Source organism: Tranquillimonas rosea (genome assembly GCF_900111315.1).
Taxonomy (GTDB): domain Bacteria; phylum Pseudomonadota; class Alphaproteobacteria; order Rhodobacterales; family Rhodobacteraceae; genus Tranquillimonas; species Tranquillimonas rosea.
On record NZ_FOGU01000011.1, the window covers coordinates 45438 to 61794 of the forward strand.

The 16357-nt window shown below is 67.0% G+C and carries 13 protein-coding genes; 4 read left to right on the forward strand and 9 right to left on the reverse strand.

All coding sequences use genetic code 11. From position 1 onward, the window contains the following. Nucleotides 1–125 precede the first annotated feature (125 nt). From BMZ25_RS16565 to BMZ25_RS16575, 3 genes are all read left to right on the forward strand, one after another. Nucleotides 126–986, forward strand: coding sequence for a cyanophycinase (locus BMZ25_RS16565; RefSeq protein ID WP_092695643.1), 861 nt, complete (start codon nt 126–128; stop codon nt 984–986). Then, nucleotides 973–3615 (forward strand): cyanophycin synthetase, encoded by a 2643-nt coding sequence (gene cphA, locus BMZ25_RS16570; protein ID WP_177190497.1) that lies wholly within the window; start codon nt 973–975, stop codon nt 3613–3615. Before BMZ25_RS16565 ends, cphA begins: the two co-directional genes overlap by 14 nt. A gap of 74 nt (nt 3616–3689) precedes the next feature. Next, the gene (locus BMZ25_RS16575; protein WP_092695647.1) at nt 3690–4988 is read left to right on the forward strand and encodes an ATP-grasp domain-containing protein; all 1299 of its coding nucleotides are present in this window, start codon (nt 3690–3692) and stop codon (nt 4986–4988) included. A gap of 39 nt (nt 4989–5027) precedes the next feature. Here BMZ25_RS16575 and BMZ25_RS16580 read toward each other — a convergent pair whose 3' ends face one another. Beyond that, nucleotides 5028–5753, reverse strand: coding sequence for a putative NADH:ubiquinone reductase complex subunit (locus BMZ25_RS16580; RefSeq protein ID WP_092695649.1), 726 nt, complete (start codon nt 5751–5753; stop codon nt 5028–5030). Between the two features lie 270 nt (nt 5754–6023). Here BMZ25_RS16580 and BMZ25_RS16585 point away from each other — a divergent pair, with 270 nt between their 5' ends. Next, nucleotides 6024–8039 carry a CocE/NonD family hydrolase gene (locus BMZ25_RS16585; protein ID WP_092695651.1) on the forward strand — a complete coding sequence of 672 codons (2016 nt, stop codon included), beginning with the start codon at nt 6024–6026 and terminating at the stop codon, nt 8037–8039. A 3-nt stretch (nt 8040–8042) separates the two neighbouring features. Here BMZ25_RS16585 and BMZ25_RS16590 read toward each other — a convergent pair whose 3' ends face one another. The 8 genes from BMZ25_RS16590 to BMZ25_RS16625 all read right to left on the reverse strand — a co-directional run bounded on the left by BMZ25_RS16590 (nt 8043) and on the right by BMZ25_RS16625 (nt 16292). After that, complete coding sequence (locus BMZ25_RS16590) at nt 8043–8882, reverse strand: GNAT family N-acetyltransferase (RefSeq protein ID WP_092695653.1); 840 nt, start codon at nt 8880–8882, stop codon at nt 8043–8045. Further along, nucleotides 8879–9586 carry an aspartate/glutamate racemase family protein gene (locus BMZ25_RS16595; RefSeq protein ID WP_092695655.1) on the reverse strand — a complete coding sequence of 236 codons (708 nt, stop codon included), beginning with the start codon at nt 9584–9586 and terminating at the stop codon, nt 8879–8881. Before BMZ25_RS16595 ends, BMZ25_RS16590 begins: the two co-directional genes overlap by 4 nt. A 5-nt stretch (nt 9587–9591) precedes the next feature. After that, nucleotides 9592–10470: an ABC transporter permease gene (locus BMZ25_RS16600; RefSeq protein ID WP_092695657.1), complete on the reverse strand. Its 879-nt coding sequence runs from the start codon at nt 10468–10470 to the stop codon at nt 9592–9594. Between the two features lies 1 nt (nt 10471). Continuing rightward, nucleotides 10472–11305, reverse strand: a complete 834-nt coding sequence (locus BMZ25_RS16605) for an ABC transporter permease (RefSeq protein ID WP_218142560.1) — start codon at nt 11303–11305, stop codon at nt 10472–10474. A 107-nt stretch (nt 11306–11412) separates the two neighbouring features. Then, nucleotides 11413–12672 carry an ABC transporter substrate-binding protein gene (locus BMZ25_RS16610; RefSeq protein ID WP_092695661.1) on the reverse strand — a complete coding sequence of 420 codons (1260 nt, stop codon included), beginning with the start codon at nt 12670–12672 and terminating at the stop codon, nt 11413–11415. A gap of 67 nt (nt 12673–12739) precedes the next feature. After that, nucleotides 12740–13726, reverse strand: coding sequence for an ABC transporter ATP-binding protein (locus tag BMZ25_RS16615; protein WP_092695663.1), 987 nt, complete (start codon nt 13724–13726; stop codon nt 12740–12742). Between the two features lie 152 nt (nt 13727–13878). After that, a complete protein-coding gene (locus BMZ25_RS16620; protein WP_092695665.1) occupies nt 13879–15117 on the reverse strand; it encodes an amidohydrolase family protein in 1239 nt (412 codons plus the stop codon). A gap of 167 nt (nt 15118–15284) precedes the next feature. Further along, nucleotides 15285–16292, reverse strand: a complete 1008-nt coding sequence (locus BMZ25_RS16625; RefSeq protein ID WP_092695667.1) for a hypothetical protein — start codon at nt 16290–16292, stop codon at nt 15285–15287. Nucleotides 16293–16357 lie beyond the last annotated feature (65 nt).

The following is a 16357-nucleotide window of genomic DNA, read 5'->3' on the forward strand; positions in this document are numbered from 1 at the left end:
GCGAAGCTGTGTTCTGCCCGCCAAGTTCCGTAACTTCCTTGCGAAACGGCCTGTCAAGTCCGGACGCAAGGGTCTAACGTGGGGACCCGTAAGGGCATCGATTGGCAGATGGAGCGGTGCAAGATATGAACAAGACCCTGAAGTTCCCCGCGGTCGGTCCCCTCGTCGCCATCGGCGGCGCCGAGGACAAGACCTCGGAGGCGAATATCCTGCAGCGTGTGCTGTCATTGACCCCGGTCGAAGAGCCCGTTGTCGGTGTCATCACCACGGCGAGCAGCATTCCGGCCGAAGTGTACGAGGGCTATCGCGAGGCGTTCGGCCGTCTCGGCGCGGCCGAGGTGCTCGACATCCGGATCCGCGAGCGGGCCGAATCCCGCGATGCCGGGTTCCTCGACATGATCGAGCGCAGCGACATCATCTTCGTGTCGGGCGGCGACCAGATGCGCCTGACGAACATTCTCGGCGGGTCCGCCGCGCTCGAGGCGATCCGCAAGCGGCACGATTTCGGCGCGGTCATCGCCGGCACCAGCGCGGGCGCCGCGTCGATGTCGACGACCATGGTCTACGGAGGGGCGGCCGATGACTCCCTTCGCAAGGGCGCGGTGAAGATGAGCGCCGGGTTCGGACTCGTCGCCGGGGTCATCATCGACACGCACTTCCTGGAACGCGGCCGCTTCTCGCGCCTGATGGAGGTCGGGGCGACCAACCCCGAGTATCTCGGCGTCGGTCTGGGAGAGGACGCGGCGGTGCTGTTCGACGGTGGGACGATCCGCGCCTTCGGTCCCGGCCATGTCGTGCTCGTTGACAGTTCCAAGATTACCGGCTCCAATGTCTTCGATCTGAGCGACGGTGAGGCGGTTAGCGTCCACAACGTCATAATGCATGCGTTGGTCGACGGGTATGGTTACAGCCTGACGGACCGACGGGTCCTGACGCCGGATGAGCTCAGGGCCATCAGGCCGGAGCAATGGATTGCGTATTCTTGAACAAAGGGCCCTTCGCGGACCCAACTACTACAGCCGCTATCTCTCGATCTACATGCGGCTGGATATCGAGGAGCTAGAAGACAGACCGAGCGACCAAGTGCCCGAGATCGCCGAACGACTCGAGGCGCTGATGCCCACCATCCACGACCACCGCTGCTCTGTCGGAGAACCTGGCGGGTTCCTGCAGCGGGTGCGCAACGGCACCTATGCCGGGCACATGGTCGAACATGTGGCGATCGAGTTGCAGAACCAGGTCGGCTTCTCCGTCGGCTACGGCAAGACGGTCGATAGCTACGATCCCGGCATCTACAACGTCGTCTACCGCTATCGCGACGAGGCGACGGGCCTTGCCGCCGGCGTCGCTGCCGTGGACATCGTGAAAAAGCTCTATGACGGGGACGAGGTCGACCTGACGCCGATCATCGCCCACCTCAAGGAAGTCCGCGACGCCAACGCGCTCGGGCCCTCGACCGGGTCGATCGTGAACGCCGCGAAGGCGCGCGGCATCCCCGCCTACAACCTGACCGAGGGCACCAGCTATACCCAGCTGGGCCACGGCGTGAAGCAGCGCCGCTTCCAGGCGACGGTGACGGACGCCTCGGGGATCATCGGCCACTCGATCGCCGACGACAAGGAATGGACCAAGCAGATCCTCGACGACGCCGGCGTGCCAGTGCCCAAGGGGCAGGTCTGCTATTCGTGGGAAGAGATCGAACAGGCGGCGGACTGGATCGGCTGGCCGGTCGTGACCAAGCCGCTCTCGGGGAACCACGGGCGCGGGGTGACGACCGACATCGCGTCGGTCGAGGATCTGAGATCGGGCTACGAGGCCGCGCTCGCCCGTGCGCGTGACGGCTCGTCGGCGGTCATTGTCGAAAGCTACATCAAGGGCGAGGATCACCGCATGCTGGTGATCGGCGGCAAGCTGGTCGCCGCCGCGCGTCGCCGTCCGGCGCATGTCACCGGCGACGGTACCTCGACCATCCAGCAGCTGATCGACTGCGAGAACGCCGATCCGCGCCGCGGCGTGGGCCACGAGAACCTGCTGACCCAGATCCATGTCGACGAGCAGACGCTCCGCATGCTCGAACAGGCGGGCCTGTCGCTCGACACGGTGATGCCCGAGGGCGAGGTCGCGTTCCTCAAGTCGACCGCCAACATCTCGACCGGCGGCACGGCCACCGACCTGACCGACGAGGTCCACCCCGAGGTCAAGTTCCAGATGGAGCGGATCGGGCGGCTCGTCGGGCTTGACATCATCGGCATCGACCTTCTGGCCGAGACCCTGTCGAAACCGCTCGAGCAGCAATCGGCCGGCGTGGTCGAGGTCAATGCCGGCCCCGGCTTCCGCATGCACATGGCGCCGACGCATGGCAGCCCCCGCCCGGTGGGCGAGCACGTGCTCGAGATGCTGTTCCCCGACCACGCCGACAACGGACGGATTCCGATCACGGCGATCACCGGCACTAACGGCAAGACCACGACGACCCGCCTGACCGCGCATATCCTGCGGCAGGCCGGTCACTCGGTCGGGCTGGGCTGTACCGGCACCGTCGAGATCGACAACCACATCATCCTGCGCGGCGACTATTCCGGTCCCGCGGCGGCGCAGGCCGTGCTGCGCGAGCCCACGGTCGAGCATGCCGTGCTCGAAGTGGCGCGGGGCGGCATCATGCGCCGCGGCCTCGGCTTCGACGAGTGCGACGTGGGCGTCCTTCTGAACATCGCGTCCGACCACCTTGGCGAGCGGGACATTCACACGCTCGACGAACTGGCGCGGTGCAAGACCGTCGTGGTCGACGCGGTCAAGAAAGAGGGCGGCTACTGCGTCCTCAATGCCGACGACCCAATGGTGATGGAGCACGGCACCTACTGGGCGCGGGGCGAAATCATCTATTTCACGATGAATCCCGACAACCCGGACCTGGCCGAGCATCTTGGCAACCACGGCACCGTCATCACGGTCAAGAACGGCTGGATCGTCATGTTGCGGGGCCGGGTCGAGGTCGAGATCGTCGAGGTGAACGACGTTCCCATCTCGTTCGAGGGGCACGCCCCCTTCAACGTGCAGAACGCGATGGCCGCCGCGGGCTCGGCGCTGGCCCACGGGCTCGAGATCGACGATATTCGCGCCGGTCTGCTGACCTTCCACCCCACGCCGTCGCAAATGCCGGGCCGCACGAACTATTTCGAGGCGGACGGCGTGAAGTGCCTGATCGACTACGGCCACAACGTTCCCGCGCTCAAGGCTCTGGAACCGCTGGTCAGCGGTCTGGGCCTGCAGCGCAAGATCGGCGTCGCGACCGCGCCCGGCAACCGCCGGGACGAGGATCTCGTCGCGCTCGGGGCGCAGCTTGCGCGGATGTGCGACACCCTCTACGTCTACGAGACCGACTCTCGCGGGCGGACGCCGGGCGAGACGGCAAAGCTGATCCATGAGGGCGCCGAAAGCGCCGGGTCGGACTGCCGTGTCGAGACGGTGATGGAAGAGCACGCCGCCACCGCGCGCGCCATCGAAGAGGCCAAGCCGGGGGACTTCCTGCTGCTGCTCGTGGACGACATCGAGGGAACGACGGAGCGGCTCAAGGGGCGCAGTTTCCCGAGCACCGCCGAAATCGCAAAGACCTGAAATCATGTCGGACGACATGTCGGCCGCGGATCTTTCCGGGCGCTGGCGTGTTGTCAGCGAGGAGGGACACAAAAATGACAAAGAACGTATTCGTCGTCGGCCTGAACCCGATGAACGCAGAGCGGCTCAAGCGGCTGCGCGGCGTCGAGGACGTCACGTTTCACCAGCTGCTGACACCGGCGCAGGTCTACGAGACGCAGGAATTCGACATTCCCGCGATGCTGGCCGAGGCCGAGGCCACGCTGGACGCGTTCGACGGCTCGATCGACGCCATCGTCGGTTACATGGACTTTCCCGTGTCGACGATGCTTCCGCTGCTCTGCCAGAAATACGGCACGCCCAACGCGTCGCTCGAAAGCCTGCTGAAGTGCGAGCACAAGTACTGGAGCCGCAGCGTCATGCGCGAGTCGGTGCCGGATCACATCCCCAAGTTCACCGCCTTCGATCCGTTCGACGACACGGCGTTGTCCAAGATCGGCGAGGCCGAGCTGCGCTTTCCTTTCTTCATCAAGCCGATCAAGTCGTCTGGCTCGCGCCTGGGCTTCCGCATCGACAGTCCCGAGGACTTCGACTACGCGATCGAGAAGCTGCGCGCCGAGATCCGGCTGATCGGCGAGCCGTTCGACCACGTGCTGAGCCAGGCGGACCTGCCCGACGAGATCCGGGCGATCGAGGGCCATTACTGCATGGCCGAACAGGTCATCGGTGGGCGGCAGTGTACGGTCGAGGGCTATGTCCACAACGGCGAGGTCGTACCCTACGGCACCGTCGACTCGATCCGCTATCCGCAGGTCCTGAGCTTCTTCTACTATCTCTATCCCTCGACGCTGCCCGAGCGCATCCGAGACAAGATGAACGAGATCACCCGCACGATCATGAGCCACATCGGCTATGACAATGCGGGCTTCAACGTCGAGTATTACTGGGACGAGGTGCAGGACAAGATCTGGCTGCTCGAGATCAACACCCGGATCGCGCAGTCGCACTGCGACCTGTTCGAGATGGTCGACGGCGTCAGCCACCAGCAGGTGACCATCGACCTCGGCCTCGGGCGCAAGCCCGACATGCCGCAGGGCGAGGGGCCCTCGAAGGTCGCGGCCGAGTTCTTTTACCGCGTGTTCTTCAACGACGCGACCGTGTCGCGGGTGCCGTCCGAGGCCGAGATCCAGGTGGCGGCGGAACAGGTCGAGGGAACGCGCATCGCCTCGCATGTCACCAAGGGCATGCAATTGTCCGAGCTGCCCGAACAGGACGCCTACAGCTATGCCGTCGCGTCGATCTGGATGGGCGCGGGCAAGCACTCGAAGCTGCTCTGGAACTACGAGCAGGTGATGAAGCGCCTCAACTACGAGTTCTCCGACATCGTCGAGTGAGCCGGCGCCGGGCCGTCGGCCGGGTCTCCCGGCCGACGCTCAGACCGACCGCGGCGCGGGCCCGAACACCTTGATCGCGGCATAGGCGAGACCCCAGATCGCGATATACAGTTCGGTGATCTCGGTGGTCCATCTCACGGCGTCGAACGCCACCGATTCCTCGGCGAAGATGCCCTGGAACAGCTTCAGCAGCGCCGTCACGCCGATACAGGCAACCAGCGGGATCAGCGCCGGATGCGCCCGCAGATCCTGCCAGACCCTGTCTGGCACGATCCCGATGCGCGGAAGATACAGCGCGGCGGCGCCGAGGCAGAACACGAAGTAGAAGATCTCGGCCTTGCCCTGCGGACCTTCGATGTTGTGAAGGGTGAACTCTTCCTGCGCGTTCGCCTCCTGCATCCATGCGGGGATGTCGTACCCCAGGATCGGCTGGCCCCACTGCGTCTCTTCCAGCGCGGCGAGCAACGCGAGCAGGGCGAAGCCCAGAAACAGGATCGCCTGCAGCGGTCCACCGGAGCGGGCGCAGCGCCAGCACAGGACCATGCCCAGCCCGAACGCTCCGACGAAGGCGAAGGCGGTGCCCATCTCGACCGCCGTGTATTCCCGTGCGCTGCGGAAACCGTCCGCGACGAGCGGATAGGTCGCCTCGTTGAACGCCAGCACGCACCAGGCGATCAGGGCGACGACCGGAAGCCATTTCAGGCCAGACTCGACCTCTTTGGAAAGTTGCAGGGAGGAGGCGGTGTGCCGTTCGGAATATCGCAAATCAATGCTCCATCGGCGGCAAGTTCGCGCCGCGCTCACGTGTAACAGATTTGTAAAAATCTAAGGCGCCTCCGCAAACGGCAACCCGCCGGGGCCCCTTCAGCGCATTGTCGCCGACCCCTTCTTGCCATCTGCCGTTGCCTTGGGCGCCGGTGCGTCTCCTGTGCCGCCCTTGTGGTCAAGTTCCGGCGATCCGGCACCTTCGCGCTGGACTTTGGCAGGGGGCACGGCGATAGACGTATCTTCGAAAGACGAGCATCGGACGCCCCCATGAAGATCGATCATACCCTCCCGGCCGAAATCCGAGAGATTGTCCATACCGAGATCCCGATGCCCGACGGCACACGGCTGGCGGCGCGCATCTGGATGCCGGTCGATGCCGAGACGCGGCCCGTTCCGGCGATCCTCGAGTACATTCCGTACCGCAAGAACGACAAGACGCTGGAGCGCGACCATGCCCGCGCGCCGTGGCTGGCCGCCCGCGGCTATGCCTATGTCCGGGTCGACCTGCGCGGCACGGGTGAATCCGAAGGCGTGATGACCGACGAATACACCGAGCTCGAACTGCAGGACGGCTGCGACGCGATCGCGTGGATCGCGGACCAGGCGTGGTGCGACGGTGGCGTCGGCATCGTCGGCATCTCGTGGGGTGGCTTCAACGGCCTGCAGATCGCCGCGCTCAGGCCGCCGGCGCTGAAGGCTGTGGTCACGATCTGCTCGACCGACGACCGCTATGCCGACGACATTCACTACATGGGCGGCACGATGCTGAGCGATCAGCTGTCCTGGGCGTCAGTCATGTTCGGCATCAACACGCTGCCGCCGGATCCCGCCCATGTAGGCGACCGCTGGCGGAAGATGTGGCACGACCGGCTGGACGGCTCGGGCCTGTGGCTCAAGACGTGGCTCGAACACCAGACCCGCGACACGTACTGGAAACACGGCTCGATCTGCGAGGATTACGCCGATGTCGAAGTGCCGGTCTATGCGGTGAGCGGCTGGGCCGACGGGTATTGCCGCGCCGTGTTCCGGCTGGTGCAGAACCTGCGCGGCCCGGCGAAGGGCATCGTCGGTCCGTGGTCGCACAAATATCCCCATCTGGGCGAGCCGGGGCCGGCGATCGACTGGCTCAGCGAAGAGGCGCGCTGGTGGGACCAGTGGCTGAAGGGCGAGGACACCGGCATCATGGAAGAGCCCGCGCTGCGGCTGTTCCTGCAGGACCATGCCGAGCCGCGGTCGCACTATGTCGAACGTGCCGGTCGTTGGATCACCGAGCCTGCGTGGCCCTCGCCGAACATCTCGCCCGTGTCCTATGCGCTCGGCGCCGATGGCAGGCTGTCGGTCGACGGTGATCTGCCGGACCGCCCGCTGCAGATCTGCTCGCCGCTCTGGGTCGGTCTGCAGGGCGGCAAGTGGTGTTCCTATGCGCATCCGGGCGACCAGCCCGGTGATCAGCGCCGGGACGACGCCGGCAGCCTCGTGTTCGAGACCGAGCCGCTGGAGGCGCCGGTCGAGATGGTGGGCGACGCGCGGCTGACGCTGACCTTCGCTGTCGACCGTCCCGTCGCGCAGGTTGCCGTGCGCCTGGGCGACGTGGCGCCGGACGGCGCCGTGACGCGGATCAGCTATGGCCTGATGAACCTGACGCACCGCAACGGCCACGACGCCCCCGAAGAGCTGGTGCCGGGCGAGGTCTACACCGTCAAGGTGCCGCTGAAACACGTGGCCCAGCATTTCCGCCGCGGCCACCGCATCCGGCTTTCGGTCTCGACGGTCTATTTCCCGATCGCGTGGCCCTCGCCCGAGCTGGTGACGATGACGGTCCATCCCGGCCGGTCGAGCCTGTCGCTGCCCGTGCGTGCCGATGACGGGGCGACGGTGGCCGAGTTCGGCCCGCCGCGTATCGCGCCGCCGCTGGAGCTGACCCACGAGGTGCCGCCCGCCGCGGAATGGACGGTGATCGAGGACCGCGACACCGGCCGCGTCACCGTCGAGATCCTCGACCACGAGGGCGGGGCCGAGATCGACCGGCATGCCTTCTACCATCTCTCGGAAGGGCGCGAGACCTACAGCTATCTCCCCGGCGACCTGTCGTCGGTGCGGGGCAAGGTCACCTGGACGCACGAGATGCGGCGCGAGGACTGGACGGTCAAGACGATCACCGAGACGACGCTGTTCGGCACCGTGACCGATTTCCACGTCGAGGCGCGGCAACGCGCTTGGGAGGGCGAGGAACTGGTCAGCGACCTGTCGTGGAGCGAGACGCTGCCCCGGCAGCTGGTCTGACCGTCAACCCAGCTCGAGCGTGCAGACACCGTATTCCAGCGCGGTGTCGCCGCCCGGTGCGGGGCCCGTCCACATCCGCGCGGTCTCGAAAACCTGCGACAAACCCAATGCCTCGGCCGCCGCAAGGGCCGGGGCGTTGCAGTCGGGGACGTCCAGCATGATCTGCGCGCCTTCTGCCAGAACGACCAGGTCGTCCAGCAGGCGGCGGGCGACCGTTTCGTCGCGGGCGTGCAATGGCCCGATCTTCCAGCCGACACGACACCGCCGCATCGCCGCATAGCCCGCCAGATGGCCGCCGATATGGATCGCGCGGACGTGGCGGTCGGGGGCGTTCTTCAGCCAGCCGGTCAGAAACGGCGCCCGCGCGAAACCGGTGGCGGCGGTGTCGAGTGCCAGCGCGTCGGCAAGATCGGCCTCGGAGAACGGGCGGCTGACGAGCCGTCCCGCGGGGGCGGGGACGCTGCCCGCGAACCGCAGCGTGGCGTGGTGACGCTGGAACCCTGCGCGACCATAGCTCTCCTGCTGGGCGACCACACCGTCGAGCCCGACAGACGCGCCGTTCACGCGCGCCAGCCCGCTGGTCCAGACGGCGGTGCCGAGACCGCGCCCGCGCAGGTCCGCGCGGCACAGGAAAAGCCCGAGAAAGGCGTGCTCCGGCCCGACGCGGACGACCGACACCGCCGCGGCGGGAGCGCCGTCGTGTAGCGCCATCAGGAATCCCTCGGGGTCGGCGCCAATGAAATGCGCGGCATCCGACTGTCCGGGATTCCACCCCTCGTCGGCGGCCCAGTCGAGGACGTGCGAAAGGTCGTCGCGGGTCATCGGGCGGATCTCGGGGCTCATGCCTGGGTCTCCTTGTTGCGGGGCGCGGCATACCCTCCGGTCTTTACCGTGCGATGCCCCAGCCGTGCCAGACCCGAGGCCAGTTGCACCGCCGCCGCGACGCCGTCGATCACCGGCCGGTCGAGGTCGTGGGACAGCCGTTCGGCCATCTCAGCCATGCCGCCGCAACCCAGCACCAGCGCGGCGTCGGGCACGTCCCGGGCGGCCTGCCGCAGGGCGGCCGCCACCGGGTCGGTCTCGCCCGTCGCGTACGACAGGTCCAGCACCGCCACACCGGCGGCGCGCACCCCGGCGCAGCGCGTGGCAAGACCATTCAGCCGCAGGTTCGCCTCCAGCACCGGGACCGACACGGGCGCGGCGGTGACCACGATGAAGCGTTCGGCCAGCTGGCAGGCCAGCAGGCAGGCGGCCTCTCCGATCCCCACGACGGGCCGCGTCGCGGCGCAGCGGGCGGCGTGCAGGCCGGTGTCGTCGAAGCAGGCGATGATGTGGGCGTCCACGCCGTCCGCCTCGGCCTCGGCGATGCGCTGCAGCAGGCCGGGGACCGCCATCGCGCCGTCGTGGTGCCCCTCGATCGAGGCGGGCCCTCGGGGCGAGGTCGTGGCTACGATCTCGACATCCGGCGGCGCGGTCGCGTGGGCGGCGGCGGCGATGGTGCGGGTCATCGACGCGCTGGTGTTCGGGTTCACGACGTGAAGGCGCATCGGCGTCAGCGCTGGTTCCGGCTGCGGCGGATCACGAAGGCGACCGTCAGCAGGACGCCCACCGCCAGAAGGGACGCCGCCGTCGTCGTCGTGCCGAGGGCGTAGATCTCGGGCGTCGTCACCGTCGTGGTCAGGGCGGCAAGCTGCATGGGCAGCGTGTTGTCCGATCCCATAACCTGGCTCGAGCGTGCCAGTTCGTCCCAGGACAGCGTGAAGCCGAAGACGGCGACCCCGATCAGGAACGGCGCGATGATCGGCAGCGTGACATGCACGAAGGTCTGCCAGCGCGAGGCGCCCAGGTCGCGGGCCGCTTCCTCGTAGGAGGGGTCGAAGCGATTGAAGACCGCGAACATGATCAGCAGGCCGAAGGGCAGGGTCCAGGTCAGGTGCGCCCCGAGTCCCGAGGTGAAGGTGCCAAGCGCTGTGACGAAGTTGCGCTGGATCGACTCCATCCCCGTAGCCATGCCGAACGCCTTGACCGCCTCGTCGATCAGGCGGAACTCCAGCCCGATGCCCAGCGACACGACGATCGACGGCATGATCAGGCTGGCGATGGCGACGTAGAGCAACAGCATGGCACCCGGAAACCGCCGCCGGAAGGCGAGGCCGGCCATGACCGAGATGACCACTGTCAGCACCATAACCACCAGCGCCAACCGCAGCGAGCGGAAGAACGCGGTCGAGATGTCCACCGATCCGCCGTCGGACCACAAGGTCCGGAACCAGTGCAGCGACCAGCCCCGCATGGGGAAGACCAACCCCCCGTCCGGCCCCTGGAACGACAGCACCACGATGGCGAGCATCGGCCCGTAGAGGAACAGGATGAACAGCGTGAAGACCGCTGCGAGCACGTAGAAGGATCGGGGACGTCCACCGTCGGCCATGTCAGAGCTCCCGCCGGATATCGACCATCTTGAGAAGCGCCGAGATCGCGAAGGTCACGGCGATCAGCAGCAGCACCGCGTTGGCCGCCGCGATGGGGAATTGCAGGTACTGGATCTGGGTCTGGATCGTCTTGCCGACAGAGGCGATCTGCTGGCCGCCCATGATCCCGATCGTCAGGAAGTCGCCCATCACGATGGTTATGACGAAGATCGACCCGATGATGATGCCCGGCTTTGCGAGCGGAATGATCACGCTTGTCAGCGTCTGCACGCCCGTTGCGCCGGAATCCGCCGCGGCCTCGATCAGCGACCGGTCGATACGCATCATCGAGTTGAAGATCGGCACGACCATGAACAGCGCGTAGAGGTGGGTCAGCGCCAGCACGACGGCGAAGTCGGAATAGAGAAGCCATTCCAGCGGCGTATCCGTCACGCCGATGTCGATGAGGAAGCCGTTGACCAGCCCGTTCCGCCCCAGCAGCGGAATCCACGAGATCATGCGGATCACGATCGAGGTCCAGAACGGGATCGTGCACAGCAGGAAGAACGCCACCTGCACCGGCAGGGTGCGCACGTGGAAGGCCAGGAAATAGGCCACGGTGAACCCGATCAGCAGGGTCGTCAGCCAGACCAGGAAACAGAATTTCAGCGTCGAGAGATACGTCGCCAGCGTCACGCAGAGACCGGGAAGCTCTTCCAGGCAGCCGGAGAACACGTCGGTGTAGTTCTGGAAGACGAGGGCGGGCTCGATCGAGTATTGGGTGAACTCCCAGAAGCTGACGATGATCGTCACCGCCAGCGGCAGCAGGAAGAACACGAAAAAGACCAGCGCCATCGGTGCGGCCTGCCACAGCGCCTTCCCGGCGCCGGGTTCGGCCCCCGTGGCGCTCTTGGCGCGGGCGCGCCGGAAGAACCGGCGCGCCCCGTCTGCGGTGGCCTCGCTCATGCCGCGATGAACTCGTTCCACTTGCGGACCATGTACTGGTTCTCGTCCATGACGGCGTTCCAGCATGCGACAGCGCCCATCCGTTCCTCGTAGGAGCCGCCGTCGCGCACGGCGCCGGCCTCTTCCATGAGGTCGCCGGAGGGCGACATGATGTCCTGCTCGGCTTCCTTGCCCTCGTACCAATAGGCCCACTCGTAGGGCTCCATGAACTCTTTCGCGGTATCCAGCACGGCCGGATAGTAGCCTTGGCGGGACAGATGCGCGCCCGCCCAGCCCGAGAGGAACCAGTTGACGAACTCGTAGGCCGCGTCGAGCTTGCGGTCCGAGATCGTGCGGGGCAGGCCAAAGCCCGAGGCCCAGGCGCGATAGCCTTCCTGCAGCGGCTGGTACTTGCACGGCACGCCCTGGGTGCGGACGGCGGTGACGGCGGGCGACCACATCGACTGGATCACCACCTCGCCCGAGGCCATCAGGTTCACCGACTCGTTGAAGTTCGACCAGAAGGCGCGGAACTGGCCGGCATTCTTGGCCTCGATCAGCTTCTCGATGGTGAAGTCGATCTCTTCGCGGGTCATGTTGCCCTTGTCGCCGTAGGTGATGTCACCCCGCGCCTCGAGCGCCATCGCGGCGTCCATGATCCCGATCGACGGGATGTTCAGGATCGAGGCCTTGCCGGCGAAGTCGGGATCGAGCAGCGACGCCCACGACGAGATCTCCTTGTCGATCAGGTCGGGACGGATGCCCAGCGTGTCGGCGTTGTAGGTCGTGGGGATCAGCGTGATCCAGTCCGTCGGCTCGGTCGCGAAGGACTGCGAGTTCTGCCCTTCGAGATAGAACACCTCGGCGGGCGCGGTGCCCTGCAGGCCGACTTCCTTGCCGTTGACGGTGCCCTCGGTGATCACGCTGGCGATGTCGTCGGCGCGCTCGATGCGGCTGGCGTCCATGCCCATCAGGTTGCCCGACGGCACGAGGTTGGGCAGCGCGAAATACTCGCTGTCGACCAGGTCGAACGAGTTCGGCTGCGTGATGACGCGGCGGGCCACGTCGTCGGTCGTGACCGCGATGTACTCGATGTTGATCCCGAGTTCCTCGCCGGCCTTCTGCGCGATGCCGGGCGACTGGTTCACGGCCGTGGACAGGTAGCGCAGGGTCACCGGCTCTTGCGCGTGGACGAAGGGCGCCGGGAATGCCGCCGCCGCACCTGCGGCGGACGCTCCCTTGAGAAAGCCGCGACGGCTCGCACGGATCTTGGTCATGTGAAGTCCCCTCTCTGTTGGACTGGGCTTGGTCCCTGTGGGACCGGTTCTTGGACCGCGTTGCCGTTCAGGGCTCGGCGGTCAGTTCGTGCACCTCGTCGGCGGGCCAGGTCAGGCCGACCACGTCGCCGGGTGTCACGGGATCGCTGAAATAGGTGCGCTCGGAGACGATGGCCGACATCTCGTCGCCGCTGTCGGTGGCGAGGTTCACCATCACCTGCGGTCCGCGATACTCGACCTCCTGCACCGTGGCGCGGCGCGCGCCGTCGGCGCGGCTGATCTGCAGCGCGTCCGAGCGAAGGGTCACGGTCCGGCCGCCCTCGGACATGATGTTGTGGCCGCCCATGAAGCGGGCCACGAACTCTGTGCGCGGGCGGTTGAAGACCTCGCGGGCGGGGCCCGACTGCACGATCTTCGCATCGTTCATCACCACGACCAGGTCGGAGAGGGCCATCGCCTCTTCCTGGCTGTGGGTGACGTGGATGAAGCTGATGCCCAGCTCGCGCTGGATGCGCCGCAGCTCGCCCCGCATCCGCACCCGCAGGAACGGGTCCAGCGCCGAGAGCGGCTCGTCCAGGAGCAGCACCGAGGGCCGCGTCATCAGCGCCCGCGCCAGTGCCACGCGCTGTTGCTGGCCGCCGGAAAGCTGGTTCGGCTTGCGGTCGGCGAACTCGGTCATCGAGACGAGATCGAGCATCTCCATGGCGCGCTTGCGGCGCTCGGCCTTGCCGGTGCCCTGCATTTTCAGGGAAAAGGCCACGTTCTCGGCGATGTCGAGATGCGGGAACAGGGCGTAGTTCTGGAACATCATCGCCGTACCGCGCTTGGCCGGCGGGATGTCGTTGATGCGGCGGTGGCCGATCAGGATGTCGCCGTCCGAGATCGACTCGTGCCCCGCGATCATGCGCAGGGTCGAGGTCTTGCCGCAGCCCGAGGGGCCGAGCAGGCAGCAGTACTGGCCTGCCTCTATCTTGAGTGAAATCCGGTCGACCGCCACCACGTCGCCATAGGCCTTGGTGACTGCCGCGAGTTCTACGGTTTCCGGTTGTGCCATTCTTCGCCCCCAAGCGTCGCCGGAAGGGTGCGCCGAGGGGCGGGCCCGTGCAATTTGGCGGCGTCAATGACGCGGCGAAATTGGGCGAATGGTCAAATCATGTGCATATGGCCCGCCGTTTGCCGCCGATTTGCGCCGGATGTGAGCGATTTTCAGGCCGACTCGGGCCCGCGCGGGTGCAGGCGGGGGCGGGGGTTGGTGAGGGTCAGGTGGCCGTGGTGGAAGGCGAGGAGGGGGGGAGTGAGGCGGCGGACGGCGTCGACGGGGCTCGTGGCGTCGAGGATGACGAGGGTGGCGGGGGCGCCGGGTTCGATGGGGCGCGGGGGGCGGTTCATCAGCCGGGTGGCGCCGTCGGAAACCATGTCGAAACAGGTGGTTAGCCCATCCTCATCGCCGATGCGCGCGACGTGGGCATAGAGATGCGCCATCCGCAGGGCCGAGCCGTCGCCGAACGGCGTGAAGGGGTTCAGCACGTTGTTGGTGGCCAGCGAGCAGCATACACCATGCGTGCACCCCGTGTGCACAGGCGATACACCGCGCGGCATACACTTGTCCGCCTCGCCGCCCATCAGGAACAGGTCGGTCGAGGGCAGGGCGGTCAGCGCGATCCCCGCCGCCGCCAGCCGGTCGAACATCGGATGCAGCGCCTCGGGGCCGACCGCCGACAGCCGGTTCACATGGCCCAGCGTCACCCGGTCCTGCCAGCCCTGCGCCTCGGTCCGGGCGATCACCGCCTCGAGCGTCGAGAGGTCCGGGTCGAGGTCGAAGTCGAGATGCATGTCGAGGTCGACGTCGAACTCGGCCGCCATGGCGAAGAGGATGTCGAGCTGGGCCATCGGGTCGGAATCGGTGTAGGGGCAGGCGCCCAGCACGGTGGCACCTTGCGCCAGCGCCTGCCGCAGGAGCGCCTCGGTGCCCGGCAGGTTCGTCAGGCCGTCCTGGGGAAAGACGCAGATCTCGGTCTCGATCCCCCAGGCGCGGCTGGCCGCCGCCGCCTGCACGCCGCGCAGACCGGCGAGGCCGACCACCGGGTCGACCTCGACATGGGTGCGCAGCAGCGTGGTGCCCTGCGCGATCATCATGTCGAGCACCCGCTCGGCCCGCGCCTGCACGTCCTCGGCGGTGAAGTCGCGCTTGGCGGCGCGCACGCCCGAGATAGCCGCGGCGGGATCGGCGGCGGCGGGGGCGCGGTCGAGGATGCAGGCCTTGTCCAGATGGACGTGGGTCTCGACGAAGCCGGCAAAGGCGAAGCCGCCGCCCGCGTCGTGGATGGCGGTCCCGGCGTCGGCCTCTAGCCCCGGCGCGAGCGCGGCGATGCGGCCGTCGCGGATGCCGATGTCGACGCGGCCCGTCCGGGGGTCGGTTACTGCGTTTCGGATGATCGTGTCCATGGCCTCGTCCGGCTGCCTGCCCAGCGTGGGGAATGTGCTGGAAGCGGGCGCTGTTCCCCGGCCTCTGTCCTAACGGGACGGGCGGGCACCGGAAAGCGGTGGCGCGAAAGCGACCGGGCCGCGCACGGCGGCGCGGCCCGGTGTGCCGAGGATATGGGCGCGATGCCTCAGACGAAGGTGAAGTCGTCCATGCCGAAATACGACTCGCTGTCGATCACCAGCCTGTTCACGTTCTCGAAGCGCTGGGCGTCGAGCGGATCGGAGAACTCGATCACGTCCTGGGTCCCCTGGTTGTCGACCGTGAAGGTGATTTCGCCCACCGCCGCGCCGCTGCCGTCGACGAAGGCCTGCACGGTGATGTTGCAGGTGACGAGGGCGCTGTCGTAGCTGACGGCGTTGAAGGCGGCGCTGACGAAGGTGAAGGCGTCGGCGCTGTAGATCTCCATCGGCGATCCCGCGGGCGCATCGTAGCCGTCGTATTCGGGGCGGTCGACGCCGTCCTTTTCGCCGATGAAGGCCGAGTTCGGCTGCGACGCCGGCCCATAGCCGAGCTGGCTGTCGCCGGCCGGGTTGAAGATGCCCGCCTGCGACCATTCGAACCCGGCATAGACGTTGCTGCCGCCGTTGAGGTCGATGAGCGACGCCTCGGCCCCGTGGGCCAGGGCGAAGTCGTCGAAGTCGATCACCGTCAGGGTGCCCGACAGGTCCACCGACCCGGCGAGGTCGTCGAAGGTCAGCCGCAGGTCGCCCAGGCCGCAATCATCGCCGTCGATCCGAACGATGATGTCGCCCTGGTGGACGGTGACGTAGCTGTCGCCGCGCCCGGTGTCGGCGACCGTCTGGAGCAGGGTCGAGAAGTCGTCGGAACTGTCGATCTTGACGAACGGCCGGCCGAAATAGTCGCCGAACAGGTCGAAGCGCAGGACGTGCGAATCCGGGTCGAAGCCCTGGATCAGCTTTTCACCGCGGGCGAGGGGCGTGAACAGCAGCGCCTGCGTGGCCTCGCCCCGCGTGCCGTTGTTGGTCGGGTCGTCGTCGAAGTACGACCAAAGCCACCCCGTGCGCGGGGCCACGTCGAAATCGTATGTCGCGTCGCGCCAATCCACCAGCGTGGGATCGTCCACGCCCACCATCCTGTTCTGCGGCGACCCGTAGCTCGTGTATCCGACGGACATCTCAAGACCCTTCCCGTTTGCTTCCCCGCGGCGATCTTCGACGAAGCGCGGGGCCGTGCGGGAGG

Excerpts from the sequence above, each read along its gene's own strand:
- BMZ25_RS16620 (WP_092695665.1), bottom strand. The coding sequence starts at position 15,117 with ATGGACACGATCATCCGAAACGCAGTAACCGACCCCCGGACGGGCCGC.
- BMZ25_RS16585 (WP_092695651.1), top strand. The coding sequence starts at position 6,024 with ATGAAGATCGATCATACCCTCCCGGCCGAAATCCGAGAGATTGTCCAT.
- BMZ25_RS16605 (WP_218142560.1), bottom strand. The coding sequence starts at position 11,305 with ATGGCGCTGGTCTTTTTCGTGTTCTTCCTGCTGCCGCTGGCGGTGACG.
- BMZ25_RS16615 (WP_092695663.1), bottom strand. The coding sequence starts at position 13,726 with ATGGCACAACCGGAAACCGTAGAACTCGCGGCAGTCACCAAGGCCTAT.
- BMZ25_RS16575 (WP_092695647.1), top strand. The coding sequence starts at position 3,690 with ATGACAAAGAACGTATTCGTCGTCGGCCTGAACCCGATGAACGCAGAG.
- BMZ25_RS16590 (WP_092695653.1), bottom strand. The coding sequence starts at position 8,882 with ATGAGCCCCGAGATCCGCCCGATGACCCGCGACGACCTTTCGCACGTC.
- BMZ25_RS16565 (WP_092695643.1), top strand. The coding sequence starts at position 126 with ATGAACAAGACCCTGAAGTTCCCCGCGGTCGGTCCCCTCGTCGCCATC.
- BMZ25_RS16625 (WP_092695667.1), bottom strand. The coding sequence starts at position 16,292 with ATGTCCGTCGGATACACGAGCTACGGGTCGCCGCAGAACAGGATGGTG.
- BMZ25_RS16595 (WP_092695655.1), bottom strand. The coding sequence starts at position 9,586 with ATGCGCCTTCACGTCGTGAACCCGAACACCAGCGCGTCGATGACCCGC.
- BMZ25_RS16600 (WP_092695657.1), bottom strand. The coding sequence starts at position 10,470 with ATGGCCGACGGTGGACGTCCCCGATCCTTCTACGTGCTCGCAGCGGTC.
- BMZ25_RS16610 (WP_092695661.1), bottom strand. The coding sequence starts at position 12,672 with ATGACCAAGATCCGTGCGAGCCGTCGCGGCTTTCTCAAGGGAGCGTCC.